The sequence below is a fragment of the Legionellales bacterium genome (assembly GCA_026125385.1).
Taxonomy (GTDB): domain Bacteria; phylum Pseudomonadota; class Gammaproteobacteria; order JAHCLG01; family JAHCLG01; genus JAHCLG01.
The window spans coordinates 13921-32129 of record JAHCLG010000019.1; the positions used below are offsets into that span (position 1 = coordinate 13921).

The following is an 18209-nucleotide window of genomic DNA, read 5'->3' on the forward strand; positions in this document are numbered from 1 at the left end:
TAATCTAGGTTCACTCTTTGCAGTCGTTGCCAGCAATCAGCAACGGAATCTAAAGATTAAATCCATGCGCCGTTTCCTTGACCAAAGGTATAGCTTAAATCATGCGATTAGTCCTTTTCACATTGTTAATCGGTTTTATTCTCACTGGGTGCTCGCGCACTGAAACCATTGATACCCTGAACTTAAATCAACTCCAACAACTCAGTGAAAATACCGTGATCCCTGCGAGCGGATCGTTAAACGATATGCGTTATGCCATGGTACGGGATACCGCGTTAAGCGTGGGCGCTCGTTCAGGTCTTGCTTGGCGTTCACGACAAATCGATAGCATTCTTAATCAGCACCGTAACGAATTAGAACGCGCATTTAATTTTAATGGCTTATTACTACCCCATAATGTTTTACCACCGGTCTTAGCAGAAGGTCGCGATAGTTTGCATTTAGCCGATACTCAAACCATTCGTTTAGCTCAACGCACCTATAAAATTATTACTCAAGCACGCTTTGTGACCGCTGCCCCCAATTGGCGTGAATATATCTCCATGGATTATCAACGCCCACCCGTTCCCGATCGCAGCTTGCTACCCAAAAATCCTGCTGAGGTGCGCGTATGGAAATATTATATTCAACAAGGTTGACGCAAGGAATTAAGCAAGCCAATATGATTTATAACGATAATTTAAATCGCTTACAACGCGATTATCGCGGCATGGTGCTCTATCGCAAATTGCTCGCTGAAAATATGGTAAGCCTACCTTATGTCGCGCAAACGGATTTAGGTATTACTAATGAAAACGGTGAAATGCGAGTGAACGATCAAGTACTAAGAATCACCGCGTTGCCAAATTTACAAAGTAATAGTCAAACATGGAATCCGGTAATCGTAAAAAATTGGCAGGACGAGCACAACCGCGCGCAACGGTTTAATTTCTCGGATATCAAATGAGTGAACCGCATTTTTTATTGCCAGACGAACCAACGCGTTTTCGCGAACGGGATTTAGAGCGTTTACTGTTACATTGTTTTCGTTTCAACGCTTCCGATATTACATTGCAAACGAACGAACCCATATTTGCTGAAATATATGGTCGTTTAAAACGCATTACCAATAAAAAATTAACCAACACTGAAGTCAGTGAATTGTTAAATCATATTTATGGCCCTAATGGTACTACGCAAGTATTATCGGGTGTGGATGTGGATACTCATTATGAATTTCGTCCTAATCGCGCAGAACGTTATCGTTATCGGGTCAATGGGGTGGGCTGTGAAGTGGAAGGCCAAGAAGGAATTCAAATTACCATCCGCAGTATTCCAACCGATCCACCTCCCTTATCAACCATGCAATTACCGCAAAGCATTCTCGATGCTTACGCACCACATCAAGGTGTGGTGTATGTGACGGGTGCTACGGGTTCTGGTAAAAGTACCTTACTGGCCTCAATTATTCGTGAAATTGCCGAAGATCCCGATAGCGATCGCAAAATTTTAACCTATGAAGCTCCCATCGAATTTGTTTATGATTCCGTAGAAATGACTTCTGCCATTGTGAGTCAAAGCGAAATTCCACGCCATTTACCGTCCTTCGCGGCAGGTGTGCGCAATGCGTTACGGCGTAAACCGCGATTAATTTTAGTGGGGGAAGCGCGTGATCCAGAAACCATTAGTGCTGTCATCGATGCGGCATTAACGGGTCATCCGGTTTATACGACCTTGCACACTAATGGTGTTGCTGAAACGATTCGCCGCTTAGTGACGTCATTTCCTGCTGAAGAACGTCATGGACGTTTAATCGATATTATTGAAACGGTACGCCTGATTATTTGGCAACAATTAGTGCCCACGATCGATGGTAAACGCGTGGCTTTGCGCGAATATTTAGTATTCGATGAAGCCATCCGCGATGAATTGTTAGAATCCGATCTCGATAATATTACCGCCACCACTCGACGTTTAGTGCGCGAACGTGGCCAACCCATGATTATCGAAGCACAACAAAAATTAAAAGAAGGAATCATTTCCGAACGAACTTTCCGCATTATTTCGTCGGGGGCAAAAAATATGGATCGAGATGCCGGCCTTGCAGATTAATTCAAAAGCACGCTGGCTCGGGTTACTGGCCAATGCCCCCATCACGTTTTTAGCCCTTGCGCTTGCGGTATTTCAACCCGATATAGTGTTAAATGCTCAATATTTCGGTTTAATCGCCGTGATTATTTTGGCTATTTTATTAATATTTCGTCGCGCGCTGATTTTCCCCAGCTATCGCTCTTCAGCTTATTTTTGGTGGATAAGCATTGGCGCACAGTTAATGAGCTGGTTTTTTTTATTAAGTTTATTGCTGATCTTCCAGCATTATTTGTCCAACCCCGTCACATCAGAAAAAATAGATTATCATCAACTTTTTATGCAATTTAATTATTTGCAACCCTTTGCTATTACCACCTTATTAAGTTTAGTGATGTCTGAATGCGCATATTTACGAAAAAAAACACCCATCTTAAATAAGCTATTCCAACCCTTATTAAAAAAATACACTAATCAGGCTATTGGCTATGGGATTTCTAATTATTTTCCACTGTCGATTTTTTTTCTTATTACTTTTTTAGCCAGTTTAATTATTTTATTAATCTACTATTTTATAATACGGTTATTACCTATCCCTTTATTAACGGGCATTTCTTTACCGACCTTATTACTCTCCAGCTTGTTAATCGCCCCCATCACCTCGACTTATAGTCAACGCCTGATCCGCCATGCCAAACTTAAACATTGGCCAAAGAGCATCCTGATTTTATTATATGTTTTTTATAGTTGCCTGTTAGTTTCACTGTTTACTTTATTGATTTTTTGCATTCATCACTATGCTCTAACTCATTTTTTTCCACTGCATAGACTTGATTTTTCTCTATTCCATTCTGATAAAAATTTATTATTATTGAGTTGCTGCTGGTGGTTAATCATAACACCCTTACAAAGCAGTTTACTGGCAAACCACACTTTACAGCGTCGAGTGCAAGATATTATTGTTGCTCAATTCTTCATTCCTACCCTGCTCGCCTATGGTTATTTTTTTCTATTAGCGCAGTATCCCTTATTAAAAACAACGAATCACATTTTTTTAATCATCATCGCAACTCTCGGTTTTTTATTTTACTTTTTTTTACTCACGCGCCTAAAAACTCTGCGCGGATATTTCGTCGGTTTTTTTAACTCCCGAATTCAAACTTATTTTCGACCACAAGCAACCTCACTATCCGCAGAATTCACAGGCATTGGACTCATCACCAGCTTATGGCTATTTAATGGATTAAACTTGCTAAGTGTCTTACTCTATATTGTGGCATTGCCCCTACTCTTGATTTTAATCTTAGTTTATATTACTTCGATAATCCTTTTTTTCCGCAGGCAACAATAAATGAAAAATAATCAATCCACGCAGGAAAACCACGAAAATGATCGGTTTCTCGAAGAAATGAATACCGCTTTGCAAACAATCTGGCATTACTATGGGATCTTAGTTCAGCGTTTTTTTAGCGATCATCATGCACACCCTCAAACCGGCTTAATGGAACTTCAGCGCTTATGGCTGACTTTTCAAAAAGTGCTGTGGGCGAGTTATTGGGATATTTTTAACCATCCACAGCCCCTTATTCAACAAGGGATATTTTTTATTGAACAACAGCAATTATTATGTCGCGACATTATTCAGCAAGTATTAACGGGGAAAATCGCCAGTAACATTAAACCCGCGCCTGCGGATCGTCGATTCAAACATCGAGGATGGTCAGAGCAAGCCTTATTTAATTATCTTAAACAAACCTATTTATTAACAGAACAATGTTTAACAACAATTTATGATAATTTAGCTAGTCTCGACAAACTCGCGCTTAAACAAGCCCAATTTTATCTGCGTTTAACCTTAGAAACATTTTCTCCCAGTAATTTTTGGCTTACAAATCCTGACATCCAAGAATATACATTTGAACAACGCGGCTTAAATCTTTTAAAAGGCTTGGCTCATTATTTAGAAGATTTAAGTTTATGGCAGGGTTATGTGAATTTAAAGAAAACACCATTAAATGCTTTCAGAGTGGGAAAAACCTTAGCCTATACCAAAGGAGCGGTGATTTTTGAAAATGAATTAATTCAACTCATCCAATATCAAGCAACAACACCTCAAGTCTATCCCGAACCTTTATTATTTGTCACGTCGTGGATTAATAAATATTATATTTTAGATTTGCGTCGCTCGAATTCATTAATTCGTTGGGCTATCGATCAGGGTTATACCGTGTTTGCTATTTCTTGGGTTAATCCACAAGTCGAGCAAAATCATTTTAACTTCAGTGATTATGTGCAATTAGGCGTTTACCAAGCCTTAAAAGTCATTCGCCGTCGATGTCATAATGAAACAATTCACACCTTTGGATTTTGTTTAGGGGGAACGTTATTAGCTGCTACCTGCGCGTATCTTGCCGCGAAACAATTCGATTGGATTAAAACTTTGACGCTCGTGGGAGCCTTACTGGATTTTCAAGAAAGTGGATTTATTCAATATTATAGTGGCGACGATCAAATTGCTTTTTTTGAACAGAGCATGCAGTTTGATGGTTTGTGGGATGGTCGCAAAATGGCTACCGCGTTTAATACGCTAGAAAGCAATCAGTTTATTTGGCCTTATTATATCAATCAATATTTACGTGGTCGTCAACCGCTGGCTTTGGATTCTTTGTATTGGTCGATGGATATTACTCATACACCTCACGGATTATTTTTATTTTATTTACGCGAATTATTACAAAAAAATTCATTAAGTAACCCTAATACTATTATTATCGATGATTGTGATTTGGATTTAACGAAAATAAGCGTGCCTTGCTATACGGTGGCTATGAGAGATGATACGATTTCGCCGTGGCAGGGATGTTATCGCAATACCCAATTATTAAGCGGTCATCATCACTTTATTTTAGTGGAAGCAGGACATGTGGCAGGCGCAATTAATTCTCCTTATAAACAAAAATACGGTTATTTAAAAAACACTCATCTCACATTGGATGCCAATGAATGGGAAAAAACCGCGCAACGTTATTCAGGATCGTGGTGGCCAGATTGGATGGAGATGCTAATCAAGGCCAGCGGTGATATCATCCCCGCACGCGAAATTTGCGACGCACTCACCACAGCACCCGGGCGTTATGCTTTAACTCAATTAATTCCACCGAGCGAATATGGAGATGATTCATGCTGATTTTTTCGCATTAGTGAGGAATAGTATTTATGGCCACTCGAAAATTAAAAAATATTCATCCAGGCGAGATTTTACTCGAAGAATTTTTGATCCCAATGCAAATAAGTCAAAATAAAATTGCCCGTGAAATGGGTGTATCGCCACGGCGGATCAATGAAATAGTTCATGGGTTACGCGCCGTGACTGCAGATATTGTTATATTTAAAAAGCAACTTTGAAAAACCAGTGATTTACTCTTTTTTATCGTCTCCAGTAACATTAATGTTAGCACCTTTACCTTTTTTCGCATCCCAGGCTTTACGAATTTTTTGTCCTTGTTCGGTACCCGCTTCATAAGCACCTTTGGATGCTTCGCCGCCAATTTGTGAAGCTTCACCACCCATTTTGCCAACACTGCCCGAAACAGCGCCTTTGACTTCTTCCATCGGTGCGCTGGAATCGCCTAATTGTTCTTGTCCGCCTATCCAACGTAAGACTTTGTTGGGAACTTCAGTAATTAATGAAAAGGCTTTATTAATAATTAACATCACTAGCGCGCAATAAATAACAACCATCGCCACGTTTTTAAAAGCATCCGACCAACCACTACTACCGGATTCACTGATGTACTTAACCGCATTAGAAAATCCTAAATTTAAAATTTCTACGCCAATATACGACAATAAAATGCCGCAAATAAACCCAATAATCATTAAACTAGGACGCAAGAAAATATTCACAATTAACATGACCGCAGGCTCAGCACGGCCAAATATTTCGTGTTGTCCTTCGGGGTGTGCCACGCCTAAAGCAACCAGCGGTGCCGCTACCATGGATTCAATCACGCCTAAAAACCATCCTAACGCGCCAAATAAAAAGAGAATATACGGCACTAAGGGCACGTAATACGCTAGCACGGCACCAGCCGCAAACATTAAGGTCATGATCGTGGTGGCGAGCGGAATAAACCACATAATAAACGCACTGAATGCCCAAAATCCTGGATTCATAGACGAACAAATCCCGGCCACTAACGATATGAAAAATACCACAAAACTTAATGACACCCATAGCCAGGCGACGGTCGTAATAATGCGATTGCCTAAATAAACCAGAGAAGCAATCGGATCGACCCAATGTTGGCCGTTATTCTCAAATACATTCGCCCATAAATCGATGCCAATTTGGCCTAAACCACCGGTAAAAATATTGACTACACCCATGGCTGCGCCCGAACTAGAGCTTCTAGGGAAGGTTTCGAGATTGGCATTATTAAACTGATCTTGAGGGCCTGTGAGTAAGCCATTACCGGCAGCCGTCACTAAATCTGGAGTCACGGTACTCATCATCGCGGCGACTTGTAACCAATGATCATGACTGATGCCTCGATCTTTATAATTGCCTACATCATTAAGCGGAGCGTAATTTTGAAATAAATTGGATGCAATAGTTTTACGTTCCGAACTAGTACCCGCAATGGCTTCGTAATAACTGCCCGCACTCATCCAACCTTGTTTAGACGTATCCGCAAATTGACCTTGTAAATTTTGTTCGGCCAGTTGATTTATATCGTGGATGGTGGGATCCATGATGGCAATATAATCTAGAGTAGCATCTTGAATGGCCAGCACGGCTTGTTTATAAGTACTGTCGTCAGTAAATGCACTTACACCTGCGTGTTGAACAACTTGCGTAGCATACGGTTGCAAATCATTTAAGACTTGCCACACAGCGCTGCTTTGTGCATTATCCCACGTTCCCGATTTATCCCGCGTATTGGGTTGAAATACCAGATATCCGCAATCAGTAGGCGTGATATTATGAAGATTGTTTGTGGGGATAGTATTGGGATCGGGAAAAAAAGTCATGTAATTTTTATTAGTTGATCCGGTTAATTTAGGATAAGAAGGTTGTAAATTCACCGTATTATTAGGATATTCTATATTATAAAAATGATTTTCGCCGGCTAGGCAAATTTGACTTTGAAATGCACTCCCTACTTGTGTAACTAAGGGGCGTAAATTTTGCGCATTAATGGTAGCTGGTAAAAATGTACCTGCCTGTGTAATATATTGCAAAGTTGCATTCCATAAAGAATCGGCCGCTGCCACGCCTTGGATCACGACCCACATAATAAAAATTTGGATCATGGAATAACCCGAGGCTTTGGGAATTAATAATGCCGTACCAATTGCCGTGCGCACCGGGATCCAAATAGAACTCCATTTACGACCTAAATATTCGCCTTCATTCGCGGTATTCAAGGTAGCCACCACCACCGTGTAAATAATGACTATGCCACCCACGCCAATGACTGCCGCATTAAAAATAGTAAACATAGCGCCTAACACTTGACTGCCATAGCCATGCAATACGCCATCCACGCCACCAAACATTTGCCCAAGAAATAGTATCGAAACATCGGTGCCATCGGTAATCGCCTGTGGTGCAAAAATATCCCACACATTGCCTTGGGCATTTTGCGCAAACGCTACACTTTTAAAAAGTGTTAACACGGTGGCGAGGAGTAAGAGAATTTTCCACTTGAACGAGATTTTATTCATACGTTTTACCTTGAATATCGGCGCTAAACCATTCACGAAACGATTGGCCAAGCCGTCGAGTTTTAATTTGAAAATAGCGAAAACGTGCGCGAAAGGCATTCGCTAACATATAAGCGCTGATCACCACGGCTAATAAGCCACTAAAAAAAGCCAAGGAAATAAAAAGATAAATGGCATAGCCTAAAACGATTAAGGCTAAAACAAAATAAACATGGGCTAGACGATAGAGGGATTGCATTTGGGAATGAAGCATTTCATCGGTTAAGCCGAGGCGCCTGACTGCTTGGTCAAAGGTTTCGCGGCGACTGGATTTTTGAATGGAAAATAAATTTTTTGCCGCACGGGCGATATATTTAGTGTTATCGGCAATACCGCGATAATCAAGCCAACGTGGCACATCGACAAATGGTTTTACTACACGACCAAAGCCTCGCCAAAAACCCATCGCATTACTCTCGTTAGTTAGGCAGTTTATCGTTCAGCTTACGTCTTACAACAGACTTAGCTGTTTGGACGTGATGATTGATAAACTCACCGTGTTCGTTACTTTCCCACCGTTCAAGAATACTGAAAATTCTTGTAAAAGCAAACGCTATCCGTCGTTTGTAGTAATAAAAAATGAATCGTTACGTTTTTCGCTTAATGATTATCAAAAATAATGCTTGATCATTAACCTTATTTAGAGTACACATATTGTATCGCGAATAAGATAAAAAACCAAGCCCTGAGTATATTTTAATCGCAAGCTAATCAGGAATAAATTCATTTGATTTTGACTTAGGCAGCAGATTAAAGTGTAATGAGTATTTTAACCGAAGAGTAAGCGTATATGCCTGATTTAAGTCGCAAAGGATCGCTGCAATTTTGGAAAGACTATCAAGACCCGATGATTTATCGAGTCATTGCTTTTATGGAAGGGGTTGAAGAATGGGCTTTAGCCGATGACAAAGAACTTGAAGCCAGCATGGAAAAACTCGGCAACGAATTAGAGGATGTGAGCAATATCGAACTCGGGCGCGAGGACCAACTCATTCGCATCGCCGCCTATATTCACTCCAGCCGCACCCTACGTTTGTTACAAGCCATCGATACCGCTCATCCTGGCTCTGCTTCAAAATTATTAATTCACGCCGAAGAAGTCAGCCAACATGAAGACGATCCGGCGGGCATTTTTTTAAGACGAAATATTGTCTTTGAACGCCTGCGTTTATTAGGGCGTGTTTTTTCCGCAGAACGTATTTCACTGGCATTAAAAGCGTTGGAGGAAGATGATCATGAATAAATTTTTGCGTTATTGTGCGATAGTATTTTTAATGATTCCTGGGTTAAGTCTGGCTGATACTCCGCCATCGGCACAATCACTAGCGTGTAATATTATTTTTAGCGAATGTTGTCCTTCAGCTTGTGTTCAGCATTATCAACACGATATCGATAATAAATATTCCGCCACAGAAAGTGTGGCGTATAAAAAACTCATGCGAACTTTAAACGCACAGATCCCGATTTATCGATCACCTCATAAAAACAATGATGATACGTTAGGCGTTGATTCATTTCCGGCATTTTCACAACCCATCACCAATAAAAATACTCAGCCAGCACCGGGGAACACGATAAATAATCATTTCAATACCCAACGTTATCCCAATCCACAACCCGTCACCGCGCCTCCACCGTCTGGCGGATTTAACGTCGATAACGACAATAATTTTAGCAATCCGCCACAACCTGGCACGTATCAATAACCCCGATTTTTAACTAAGGAGTATTCAGATGATTCCTAGAAAATTATTATTACCCGCGCTCTTAACGACCAGTTTAATCACTCTCCCACTGCTCGCTAACGCCCAAGATATTTTAACCTATTTAAAAAATACGGCGCATGCTGTTACTTATTTAGCCAAACAATTAAATCCCACGTTAAAATTTATCCAAAGCCAAAATTATCAAGCCCCTAAAGATGCGGGTAAAGTGATTTCTGCTAATATGGGTATGATAAATGCGCAAACCTTGGTGAATCAAAATGTGCAAAATAGTTTGAATCAACAAGTCAAAAACACCTTGAATAATGCCAGTTTTTATACAAAATTACGCGACTATATGGCAAACATTCCCGATGTGGATAGTCCTCCAAAAACCATAAGTGATGCTGACCAACAAAATTCGTATAATACTGCAGCACCTACCAATAATTTCAGTGTTTCTTCATTATTAGGCACCACTTATTATAATTATTTTGGTAAAGATACTACGTTAGGTCAATTTCCAACCTCAAAAGACGGTTTTCCTGATACTAAAGACCAAGCCATGACATTTATTATGTCATTGAGTGGGCTTAGTAATCCGTTTCAAACGGTCGACTATAATAGTTTATATCAAAGCATTCCTCAACAAAATGGCACTAATCCCAATTTAGCGATTACCCAGTTGCAAAATAGTGACGCGATGAAAAATTATTTATTAACCATGCGCTCTTATGCTGCGATGAGAAGCATTGCGTTGGATAATTTACTCCACATGTATTATCAACGCGTACCCATTCAAAATTTAGGCCAGCAAGCGGGGATCCCTGAAAGTGCTAATCCCATTGCTCCTAATGCGAGTTTATTACAAGTTGATGAATATCGCGCCAGTCGCCGCCTAACCCCAGAATGGTATCAAGAAGTCAATCAGGAACCGCCAGCCACCGTCGATCGTCAAATTTTATTGGTATTAGCAGAAATGCGTTATGAACAATACGAACAACGCTTAGCGACTGAACGTTTAAATGCCACAATGTCGGCGTTATTATTAAGCTTAACGCAAACCGCCACCGGTAATACCGATTCATTGCGTGAATTACGCAATCAGTTGAGTACTACTCTTAATCCCAATTCTAATCCCACTAACGTGGGTGGCGCGCAAAACATGCCAACTATGAATATGAATTGAAGATCAGTTTAATACGTCAACACGACTGCGGGTGAATTTCATGCGCTCGCAGTGGTATCCAAAGCCCGTTAGAGTGTCTTACTTTCTTCAGTATTGATTGATAAAATAGGTATAACAATAATAATAGTGGGGACGTGTTTAATAATGCTTGGGGATAATGGTTCAGATTCTACAAATTCCATAGCGTCACTGATTAAACAAATTAGTGAACTAAATTTAAGTACAGATACTGATTTAACTGATCAAACTACAAAAAATAAAATCACAACTTTATTTGAACGTTTAAAACCTAACCTAACTCATGAATTCATAGAAAAACTTACGGATGAACAGTTTCAAATTTTCTTACCCTTTTTTAAAGCGCAAATTCTTATCGATAGGATTGATTCTAGTGGTGTTATTACGGATGCTTCACCCCTTTCAGCAGGAGATTTAAATACTGGATCCGCCCCTAATGATGAAAACAATATTAAAGGGCTTGAACAACGCCGTTCTTCACGTTCGAAAAGCATAATACATTGCAGAGGCACGAAGCCAGCAAGCTTAGAATCATTACTTGCATTAATCAATTCTGAAACGTTAAAAAATAAAATTTCTGCTTTTATAGCAACAGAAATTGACGCAGAAGATCATAATATTAATTACACTAAATTAAACCCTATTTCTTTAATGACTTTTAAGCAATTTTATAAGGATAAGCAAATTTCAGAGAATAGCGTTAATAATTTTATTAATATTCAAGTTGATTATTATAAACAAAAAATCGCTTCAATTCTTGAGTTATTTAAGAGTTATTTAAATGATTTATCCACAAGACAACTTGATATATTGTTGGTATACCTCGAAACAAATACGACAACCTGCGAAGATTTTTTTAATCTGCAATTAGAACACCATCAAAATGATGCGTCGCTCACTCAGCTTCAAATGGTGTATAACCAATTTTCCTATATCTTTTTTAATCGCATCATCAATCCTTCCCTAAGCAATAATCAGGATAGTGCTAAATCTTCAACTTGCCTTATCCTGTCACAGATTATAATGGCTCTAGCGGCATGCACAATCCCTCACTCTATAAAAGATCAATATTATATCAATATATGTCAGCATCTGGGAGTTGAGAAGTTTCAAGAAACTTATAATCATTTCCTATTAGAAAACTTTAGTGATTTTTTCGAGGGATTGATTAAACTGAGTAGTAGCATAAAAACATCAAACGATACAAACCAAATAACTATCGATTCAGATAATGCGTTAACATTATTTAAAAAAAAATATACTGAAACCTTAATTGAAATACAACTTGCTCCATTATTAATTGAGAGTTTAAAACACTATATTTTTAAATTAGCCATCGAAGTGGGTTTTATTGCGCAATCAGACCAATCGACCTTTCTCAAAATATTTTTACATTTCAATATTGGATTTAGCCAATTCATTGAAATACCACACCAAGGAGCAAAAAAACCCGTCGCCGCTCCGAATTATATTATTAATATAATCGATACCTTATTGAAGAACGAAGCACCTGCAACTATGCTTTCAAGTATTCAGCAATTCTTATTAAAAAGAGCGGCTAGCAAATCAAATAGCCATAGCTCCACAAATCTATTACACGATCGATTAAAAGGCGCGCTGGGTGTTGCTGATAATGCAAGTAATTTAACGCTCGATCAAATAGCCAAGGCTATCAATGATCTTGATCAGTGGTCACAATTTCAGCGACAGTCGGATCAAAATGCTATTGAATTTTATGGCGCTCACTTCAGTGCTGCGCATCCGTAATTGTAGCCAGAAATTCCTGTTACTAAATATTGTCAATTTTCCAAGTTTTTTTATTCGCTTTTAGACGATCAGTAGATGAAATTCTGGTTTATTTAGTGAACTTAGAAAAACAGCCCTAGCGGGTGTTAATACCGGCTAAAGCCACCCATACTCACATGATGAGAACAAGCCTTACCCTCAACTTCCCTTTTGCTCGCACTCTCAAAGCAAAACTCGTGGCACTGGTTTGTAACTCGCCGCTAAACCCAGCGAACTGCTGTGGCTTGCAACGCGATTGCAAACAAAATTCTTGTTTTTTGTCAGCCCTAACCTTGACAGCCCTCCAAGAAATCGCCAAAATGGCCGACTCTGTGGCTATGTAGCTCAGCCGGTTAGAGCGCGGCACTCATAATGCTGAGGTCGGTGGTTCGAGTCCACCCATAGCCACCAGGTTCCTCCACTCTAAAAATATCAATAAATTTTCGCACTAGTTTAATCTCAAGCATTATTTGGTAGAATTTGCATAAGTTCACAGCTACCAAAATCGTGATGATCAAAATAGATCTACTCTTAAAAATACCTTGTGTCATTGTAGGCTCTGCACTTGCCTATTATTTTTCATCGGGCTTTGGTGCCATTTGGTATTTAAGTTGGGTTGCGCCCATTTTAGTACTGGCATATGGCTATCGCGAAAATCTTTTCAAACTATTTATAGTGGCGCTTATTGTGGGTTTAGCGCCAGGTTTAAATCAAATTATTGGTTATTGGCCAACGCATATCCCTCATTCTGCATTTATCTTTGATGGAATTTTGCAAAGTGTAGAGTGGAGTATTGTCGTATTATTAAGTTGCTATTTCGTCCAAAAAATAAAATATCCTATCAGCATACTCGCTTATCCGACGTTTCTATGTTTATTGGAATGGTTACAATCATTCACCATCACCGGAAATTACAATACGCTCGCTTATAGTCAATTGCATTTTTTACCGATAATGCAATTAGCATCGATAGCCGGATGTTACGGGGTGACATTTTGTGTGTCATTATTTTCGTCTGCTGTCGCGTATTTTATTATTTTTAGCAAAACCGATAAAAAAACCTGGCTAGGTTTTTGCGTGAGCATGGTGTTTATTATCACTTGTTTAATTTTCGGTTATTGGCGCATTCATGCATTTCAAACTAAACACTCATCCCGATTCACCATTGGAATCGCTTCGATTAATTTGCCGATTAAAATCATAAGCGATCCCAAAAACGCGTTACTATTGATAAACCAATATCGTGTTTTAATATCACAATTAACACAACAAGGTGCAACTATAATCCTGTTGCCAGAAGAATCAATCAGTGTAAATGATGAGAATATATCTGCTATAAAAAATAAAATTTCCAACATCGCAAGCGATAATCATCTTACTTTAATTATGGGAGTTAGCGAACAATTATCACAAGGTCGATTTAACAGTGCATGGATTTATGATCCCACTGGAAAATTAATTGGTTATTATAAAAAACAACATCTCGTTCCCGGATTGGAAAATTCAATTATTCCAGGCCAAGGAATATTGCAACCATTTTCACTCTCTAATCTGCAAGCAGGAATTGCAATTTGTAGAGATCTAGATTATCCCAATCCCGCGCATGCTTACGGAAAACTAAATACGAATATGTTATTTGTTCCGGCTTGGGATTTTGATGTGGATGCTTATGTTCATGCCACAGGCGCTTATACACGCGCGATCGAAAATGGATATACGCTCATCCGTGCGGCTCGAAATGGTTTTCTCAGTGCTGTTTCACCGACGGGTGAAATTCTTGGTTCATTGCTGGCCATAACCCCAGGAAATTTTAAGCTCCTCGTTCACGTGCCTGTATGGAAGGGCAATAGTTTTTATGCAACACACGGAGATTGGTTTATTGTTGGATTATGGGGTGAGTTATTCATTTTATTTTTAATTGATATTTTTTACGAATAAAAAAGTAGTCACACGCGTCGATCTGCTTTATCAAAGCTCTTAAATGATCTTTTTTATTGGTGATAGAAGACAGTAATTCCAGACATTCTATTTGCCCAAGTATATCCGCTTGTGTCATATAAGCTTGCTAAGCGTTCAATTGATATCATTTTACTCACCCTCTTAACATTGTTTATCACCATTAATAATTTTCCCATTAATAGCACTGCTGTTATCACAACAAACATGACCGGGATTACCACTAAAAATAACATTTCCAGTAATTTTGGATTGCTTAGTCAATATTAAGCTGGGTGATTTGCCTTTATCGGTATAGAGTATTGTTAAATTGCCATTGATTTTTGATGCTATAAAACTTGAGTCTTCTGCATTTAAATTAAGATCACTATTAAAATTTGTGTAACTAAATTTATCTTTCCCCGCTGTTAAGTCAACGACACCATTGAAACTTGAATTGGAAAATTGTATATAACCTGCCTCAAATGTTACTTGCTCTTTAAATACGGTTGATTTGCCATTTATGCTACCTGCTACTAAATTATTTACCTTGGATAAAACGGTAGTACCATTCAGTGATACCGCGCCATAATTTCCTTCAGGTAAATTAGCGATACTTCCTTTACCACATAACAATACTCCGGGAAATATATTACATACTGTCTTATTCGATGCATAAAGTAAATTAGATAATGTTAATAGGGTGATTAATAATGACCATTTTGCATACATGATAATATCCTTTAGGTTTGCTTAATGCTAAGCAGATACTGTATTGCAGTAAAAACAATTATTCAATGCTTTTATATTAGTTATTGATATATTTTTATTCTTTTCGGCATTATCTTGGTTTATTATTTCATCGCATATCTCAACTGTCTCTTGGCGAGGAGCAATCAAAATTGGGGTCAAACCGGATGCACGTATCGAATGGTTAATAAATGCTTCGTTTTCAAGATCCAAATGACTTGTTGCTTCATCTAAAAATAATATCAATGGATTTGAATATAATGCTCGAGCTAACAAAACATGTTGTTTCTGCCCTCCTGATAAAAACGTTCCCATGTCACCTATCAAGGTATTAAACTGCACAGCAATTCTAGGTGAATGTTAACTGTTTGATAATTAAACCTAATTCTAACCTTAGAAACATATTTTTTCGTATAAAGAGAACAAAAAAATACCTAAATTGTGTATAAAAATTGGTATTAATATTTTGCTGAAATATTGAAGTCACAAAGGGTTGCACTCAGAGTTGTGCAAATAATATTCACCGTGAATTGCCGATCCTCGCGGCTTCCTCGCGCCATTTCCAAAATTAAATTGTCTTTATTTGGTTAAAAATTTTAATTTACTTTCAAACATGAATATATTGATCACTATTAACAAGCCAACGCTGAATTAAATATTCAATATCAATGGTAGTGTCCTGCATTAATTTTTGCGCGAGTTGTTGTACTGTTGGTAACAACGCTTGATCGCGTTGTAAATCGGCGAGGCGAAATTTTACTTCGCCAGTTTGGCGGGTACCTAAGACTTCGCCAGCGCCACGTAACGTTAAATCGTGTTGAGCAATCGCAAAACCATCGTGACTATCGCGTAATACTTGTAAACGGGTTTGCGCGGTAGCTGATAACGGTGATTGATATAAAAGCACGCAATAACTTTCTACTGCCCCACGCCCGACGCGACCACGCAATTGATGTAATTGAGATAACCCTAAACGTTCTGGATTTTCGATAATCATTAAAGATGCATTAGGCACATCGACGCCGACTTCAATCACGGTTGTCGCCACTAGAATTTGAATATGGCCTGCTTTAAATTCTTGCATGATGGCATCTTTTTCGTGTGGTTTCATCCGCCCATGGATCAAACCGATTTTTAAATTAGGTAATGCTTGTTGTAAATCGTCTGCGGTTTTTTCGGCGGCTTGACATTGCAGTAACTCCGATTCTGCAATTAAGGTACAAACCCAATACGCTTGACGTTGTTGCTCACAAACTTCTTTTACACGAGCAATCACCTGATCACGTTTTAAATTTGGCACCACCACCGTTTGCACAGGTTTACGACCCGGTGGTAATTCATCAATAATCGAACAATCTAAATCTGCATAAACTAACATCGCCAACGTACGAGGAATTGGCGTTGCCGACATGACTAATTGATGAGGATGAAAATCGGCAAATTGCCCTTTTTCGCGCAAGGCTAACCGTTGATGAACACCAAAACGATGTTGTTCATCGATGACTAATAATCCCAAGCGTTGAAAATTAACGTGTTCTTGAAATAAGGCGTGTGTGCCAATAATCAATTGCGCTTGCCCCGTTGCTATAGCAGTTAATACTGCTGTGCGCGCTTTTCCTTTAATTTTTCCGCTAAGCCAGGCCATGGAAATGCCTAAAGGCGCTAACCATTTTTGAAAATTATGATAATGTTGTTCTGCTAAAATTTCGGTGGGTGCCATCAATGCCGTTTGAAAACCACTTTCTATTCCTTGCAACAGTGCAATTGCCGCCACTACTGTTTTTCCACAGCCCACATCGCCTTGCACTAAACGCAACATGGGCAATGATTTTTGTAGATCTAATAATATTTCTTCGCTGACGCGTTGTTGTGCCGTCGTTAATTTAAAGGGTAATTGAGCTAAAAATTGTTGACGTAATTGTCCTTTCGATACCATGGGCGCACTATGATGCGTTTGCAACAATTGACGCAGCCGTAATAAACTTAATTGATGAACTAATAATTCTTCAAAAATTAAACGTACTTGCGCTGGGTGTTTTCCTTGATTGAGCAATTCAATTGACTGATCAATTGCAGGAGCATGAATAACGTTAAGGGCAGAAATTAAATCAATAAGTTGAAATTCATCGCGAATGCTTTGCGGCAATAATTCAGTTAATGAATTATCTTTGGCTAAAATTGATAAGGCCTGTCGCATTAATTCTCGCCATCGAGCTTGCGAAATACCTTCTGTGCTGGGATAGATAGGAGTGAGGGCATTATCCAATTTAAGCTCGCGATTAGGCATTATTTTTTGCCATTCAGGATGGATCATTTCTAATCCCATTGCGCCATATTTAATTTCACCATAACATCGTATTTTAAGATCTTCACGCAATTGTTGTGTTAGATTAGGATAAAAATGAATAAAACGTAAAATAATAATTCCGCTATCATCTTTCACGTAGCATAATAAATTTTTACGTCCACGTTGTTTAATTTCTGTTTTAAGTATGGTTCCCTCTATCACGCAATGATCGCCTACCAAGGTATTGGCAATGGCGGTTATGCGTGTGCGATCCTCATAGCGATAGGGCAAGTGAAATAATATATCTTTAATCGTAACAATATTTAACTTTGCTAATCGTTGCGATAATTGCGCCCCCACTCCCGTTAACACTGAGCATGCGCTAGATAAATGAGTGGATGCCATATTGATTTTCACCGTTACTCCTAGTTTTTATGAGAATAAATGACGACAACCGATTTAAAAAAATATTATGAGCAGTCAGCTTTCTGATAAAAATACTTCCGAGCTGGCCTGTGCTTATCTTTGATAATTTCAATGATAAATCCTGTTTAATTTTACAAATTTAACAACTTGATGAGAATTTCGTAATGCTTTTACTCTGCAAAAAACTCTGAAGTTACTTTACAAAAATTGCTTCAGAGTAAATTGCAGACCTCTTAATCTCTCCCCCGAACAATACAAACCATTTCAATAGTTGACTTTA

Annotated in this window: 16 protein-coding genes and 1 tRNA gene; 12 read left to right on the forward strand and 5 right to left on the reverse strand. The window is 38.8% G+C overall.

The annotated features are described in order from the left end of the window. Positions 1-101 precede the first annotated feature (101 nt). From KIT27_08160 to KIT27_08185, 6 genes are read left to right on the forward strand one after another with little or no spacing between them, the layout of a single operon-like run. Positions 102-638: a type IV secretory system conjugative DNA transfer family protein gene (locus tag KIT27_08160; protein ID MCW5589618.1), complete on the forward strand. Its 537-nt coding sequence runs from the start codon at positions 102-104 to the stop codon at positions 636-638. Beyond that, the gene (locus tag KIT27_08165; protein MCW5589619.1) at positions 611-946 is read left to right on the forward strand and encodes a type IV secretory system conjugative DNA transfer family protein; all 336 of its coding nucleotides are present in this window, start codon (positions 611-613) and stop codon (positions 944-946) included. The genes KIT27_08160 and KIT27_08165 overlap by 28 nt, the downstream gene beginning before the upstream one ends. Then, positions 943-2091 (forward strand): Dot/Icm type IV secretion system ATPase DotB, encoded by a 1149-nt coding sequence (gene dotB / locus KIT27_08170; protein MCW5589620.1) that lies wholly within the window; start codon positions 943-945, stop codon positions 2089-2091. Before KIT27_08165 ends, dotB begins: the two co-directional genes overlap by 4 nt. Further along, positions 2072-3418 carry a hypothetical protein gene (locus KIT27_08175; protein ID MCW5589621.1) on the forward strand — a complete coding sequence of 449 codons (1347 nt, stop codon included), beginning with the start codon at positions 2072-2074 and terminating at the stop codon, positions 3416-3418. The genes dotB and KIT27_08175 overlap by 20 nt, the downstream gene beginning before the upstream one ends. Next, complete coding sequence (locus KIT27_08180) at positions 3419-5254, forward strand: alpha/beta fold hydrolase (protein ID MCW5589622.1); 1836 nt, start codon at positions 3419-3421, stop codon at positions 5252-5254. It abuts the gene before it with no gap. Positions 5255-5283: 29 nt separating this feature from the next. Then, positions 5284-5472, forward strand: a complete 189-nt coding sequence (locus KIT27_08185) for a HigA family addiction module antidote protein (GenBank protein MCW5589623.1) — start codon at positions 5284-5286, stop codon at positions 5470-5472. A 12-nt stretch (positions 5473-5484) separates the two neighbouring features. On the opposite strand, the gene KIT27_08190 is transcribed toward KIT27_08185, so the two are convergent. Both KIT27_08190 and icmV read right to left on the reverse strand, forming a co-directional pair. Next, a complete protein-coding gene (locus tag KIT27_08190) occupies positions 5485-7797 on the reverse strand; it encodes a DotA/TraY family protein (protein ID MCW5589624.1) in 2313 nt (770 codons plus the stop codon). Beyond that, the gene (icmV, locus tag KIT27_08195; protein ID MCW5589625.1) at positions 7790-8242 is read right to left on the reverse strand and encodes a type IVB secretion system protein IcmV; all 453 of its coding nucleotides are present in this window, start codon (positions 8240-8242) and stop codon (positions 7790-7792) included. Before icmV ends, KIT27_08190 begins: the two co-directional genes overlap by 8 nt. 384 nt (positions 8243-8626) lie before the next feature. Here icmV and icmW point away from each other — a divergent pair, with 384 nt between their 5' ends. From icmW to KIT27_08225, 6 genes are all read left to right on the forward strand, one after another. After that, positions 8627-9079: a type IVB secretion system protein IcmW gene (icmW, locus tag KIT27_08200; GenBank protein ID MCW5589626.1), complete on the forward strand. Its 453-nt coding sequence runs from the start codon at positions 8627-8629 to the stop codon at positions 9077-9079. Beyond that, positions 9072-9542, forward strand: coding sequence for a hypothetical protein (locus KIT27_08205; protein ID MCW5589627.1), 471 nt, complete (start codon positions 9072-9074; stop codon positions 9540-9542). Before icmW ends, KIT27_08205 begins: the two co-directional genes overlap by 8 nt. A 28-nt stretch (positions 9543-9570) precedes the next feature. Then, positions 9571-10728 carry a hypothetical protein gene (locus KIT27_08210; protein MCW5589628.1) on the forward strand — a complete coding sequence of 386 codons (1158 nt, stop codon included), beginning with the start codon at positions 9571-9573 and terminating at the stop codon, positions 10726-10728. A gap of 144 nt (positions 10729-10872) precedes the next feature. After that, positions 10873-12513: a hypothetical protein gene (locus KIT27_08215; protein MCW5589629.1), complete on the forward strand. Its 1641-nt coding sequence runs from the start codon at positions 10873-10875 to the stop codon at positions 12511-12513. A gap of 352 nt (positions 12514-12865) precedes the next feature. Then, a tRNA-Met gene (locus tag KIT27_08220) sits at positions 12866-12942 on the forward strand. Between the two features lie 96 nt (positions 12943-13038). Next, positions 13039-14469: a hypothetical protein gene (locus KIT27_08225; protein ID MCW5589630.1), complete on the forward strand. Its 1431-nt coding sequence runs from the start codon at positions 13039-13041 to the stop codon at positions 14467-14469. A gap of 162 nt (positions 14470-14631) precedes the next feature. Here the strand turns inward: KIT27_08225 and KIT27_08230 are convergent, their stop codons facing one another. From KIT27_08230 to recG, 3 genes are all read right to left on the reverse strand, one after another. Then, positions 14632-15198 (reverse strand): hypothetical protein, encoded by a 567-nt coding sequence (locus KIT27_08230; protein ID MCW5589631.1) that lies wholly within the window; start codon positions 15196-15198, stop codon positions 14632-14634. A 27-nt stretch (positions 15199-15225) separates the two neighbouring features. Next, complete coding sequence (locus KIT27_08235; GenBank protein ID MCW5589632.1) at positions 15226-15558, reverse strand: ATP-binding cassette domain-containing protein; 333 nt, start codon at positions 15556-15558, stop codon at positions 15226-15228. Positions 15559-15823: 265 nt separating this feature from the next. Then, positions 15824-17908, reverse strand: coding sequence for an ATP-dependent DNA helicase RecG (gene recG / locus KIT27_08240; protein ID MCW5589633.1), 2085 nt, complete (start codon positions 17906-17908; stop codon positions 15824-15826). Positions 17909-18209 lie beyond the last annotated feature (301 nt).

What these genes read in the sequence shown, in the direction of transcription:
- KIT27_08160 (MCW5589618.1), top strand. Translation starts at nt 102, where the DNA reads ATGCGATTAGTCCTTTTCACATTGTTAATCGGTTTTATTCTCACTGGG.
- KIT27_08165 (MCW5589619.1), top strand. Translation starts at nt 611, where the DNA reads ATGGAAATATTATATTCAACAAGGTTGACGCAAGGAATTAAGCAAGCC.
- dotB (MCW5589620.1), top strand. Translation starts at nt 943, where the DNA reads ATGAGTGAACCGCATTTTTTATTGCCAGACGAACCAACGCGTTTTCGC.
- KIT27_08175 (MCW5589621.1), top strand. Translation starts at nt 2,072, where the DNA reads ATGCCGGCCTTGCAGATTAATTCAAAAGCACGCTGGCTCGGGTTACTG.
- KIT27_08180 (MCW5589622.1), top strand. Translation starts at nt 3,419, where the DNA reads ATGAAAAATAATCAATCCACGCAGGAAAACCACGAAAATGATCGGTTT.
- KIT27_08185 (MCW5589623.1), top strand. Translation starts at nt 5,284, where the DNA reads ATGGCCACTCGAAAATTAAAAAATATTCATCCAGGCGAGATTTTACTC.
- KIT27_08190 (MCW5589624.1), bottom strand. Translation starts at nt 7,797, where the DNA reads ATGAATAAAATCTCGTTCAAGTGGAAAATTCTCTTACTCCTCGCCACC.
- icmV (MCW5589625.1), bottom strand. Translation starts at nt 8,242, where the DNA reads ATGGGTTTTTGGCGAGGCTTTGGTCGTGTAGTAAAACCATTTGTCGAT.
- icmW (MCW5589626.1), top strand. Translation starts at nt 8,627, where the DNA reads ATGCCTGATTTAAGTCGCAAAGGATCGCTGCAATTTTGGAAAGACTAT.
- KIT27_08205 (MCW5589627.1), top strand. Translation starts at nt 9,072, where the DNA reads ATGAATAAATTTTTGCGTTATTGTGCGATAGTATTTTTAATGATTCCT.
- KIT27_08210 (MCW5589628.1), top strand. Translation starts at nt 9,571, where the DNA reads ATGATTCCTAGAAAATTATTATTACCCGCGCTCTTAACGACCAGTTTA.
- KIT27_08215 (MCW5589629.1), top strand. Translation starts at nt 10,873, where the DNA reads ATGCTTGGGGATAATGGTTCAGATTCTACAAATTCCATAGCGTCACTG.
- KIT27_08230 (MCW5589631.1), bottom strand. Translation starts at nt 15,198, where the DNA reads ATGTATGCAAAATGGTCATTATTAATCACCCTATTAACATTATCTAAT.
- recG (MCW5589633.1), bottom strand. Translation starts at nt 17,908, where the DNA reads ATGGCATCCACTCATTTATCTAGCGCATGCTCAGTGTTAACGGGAGTG.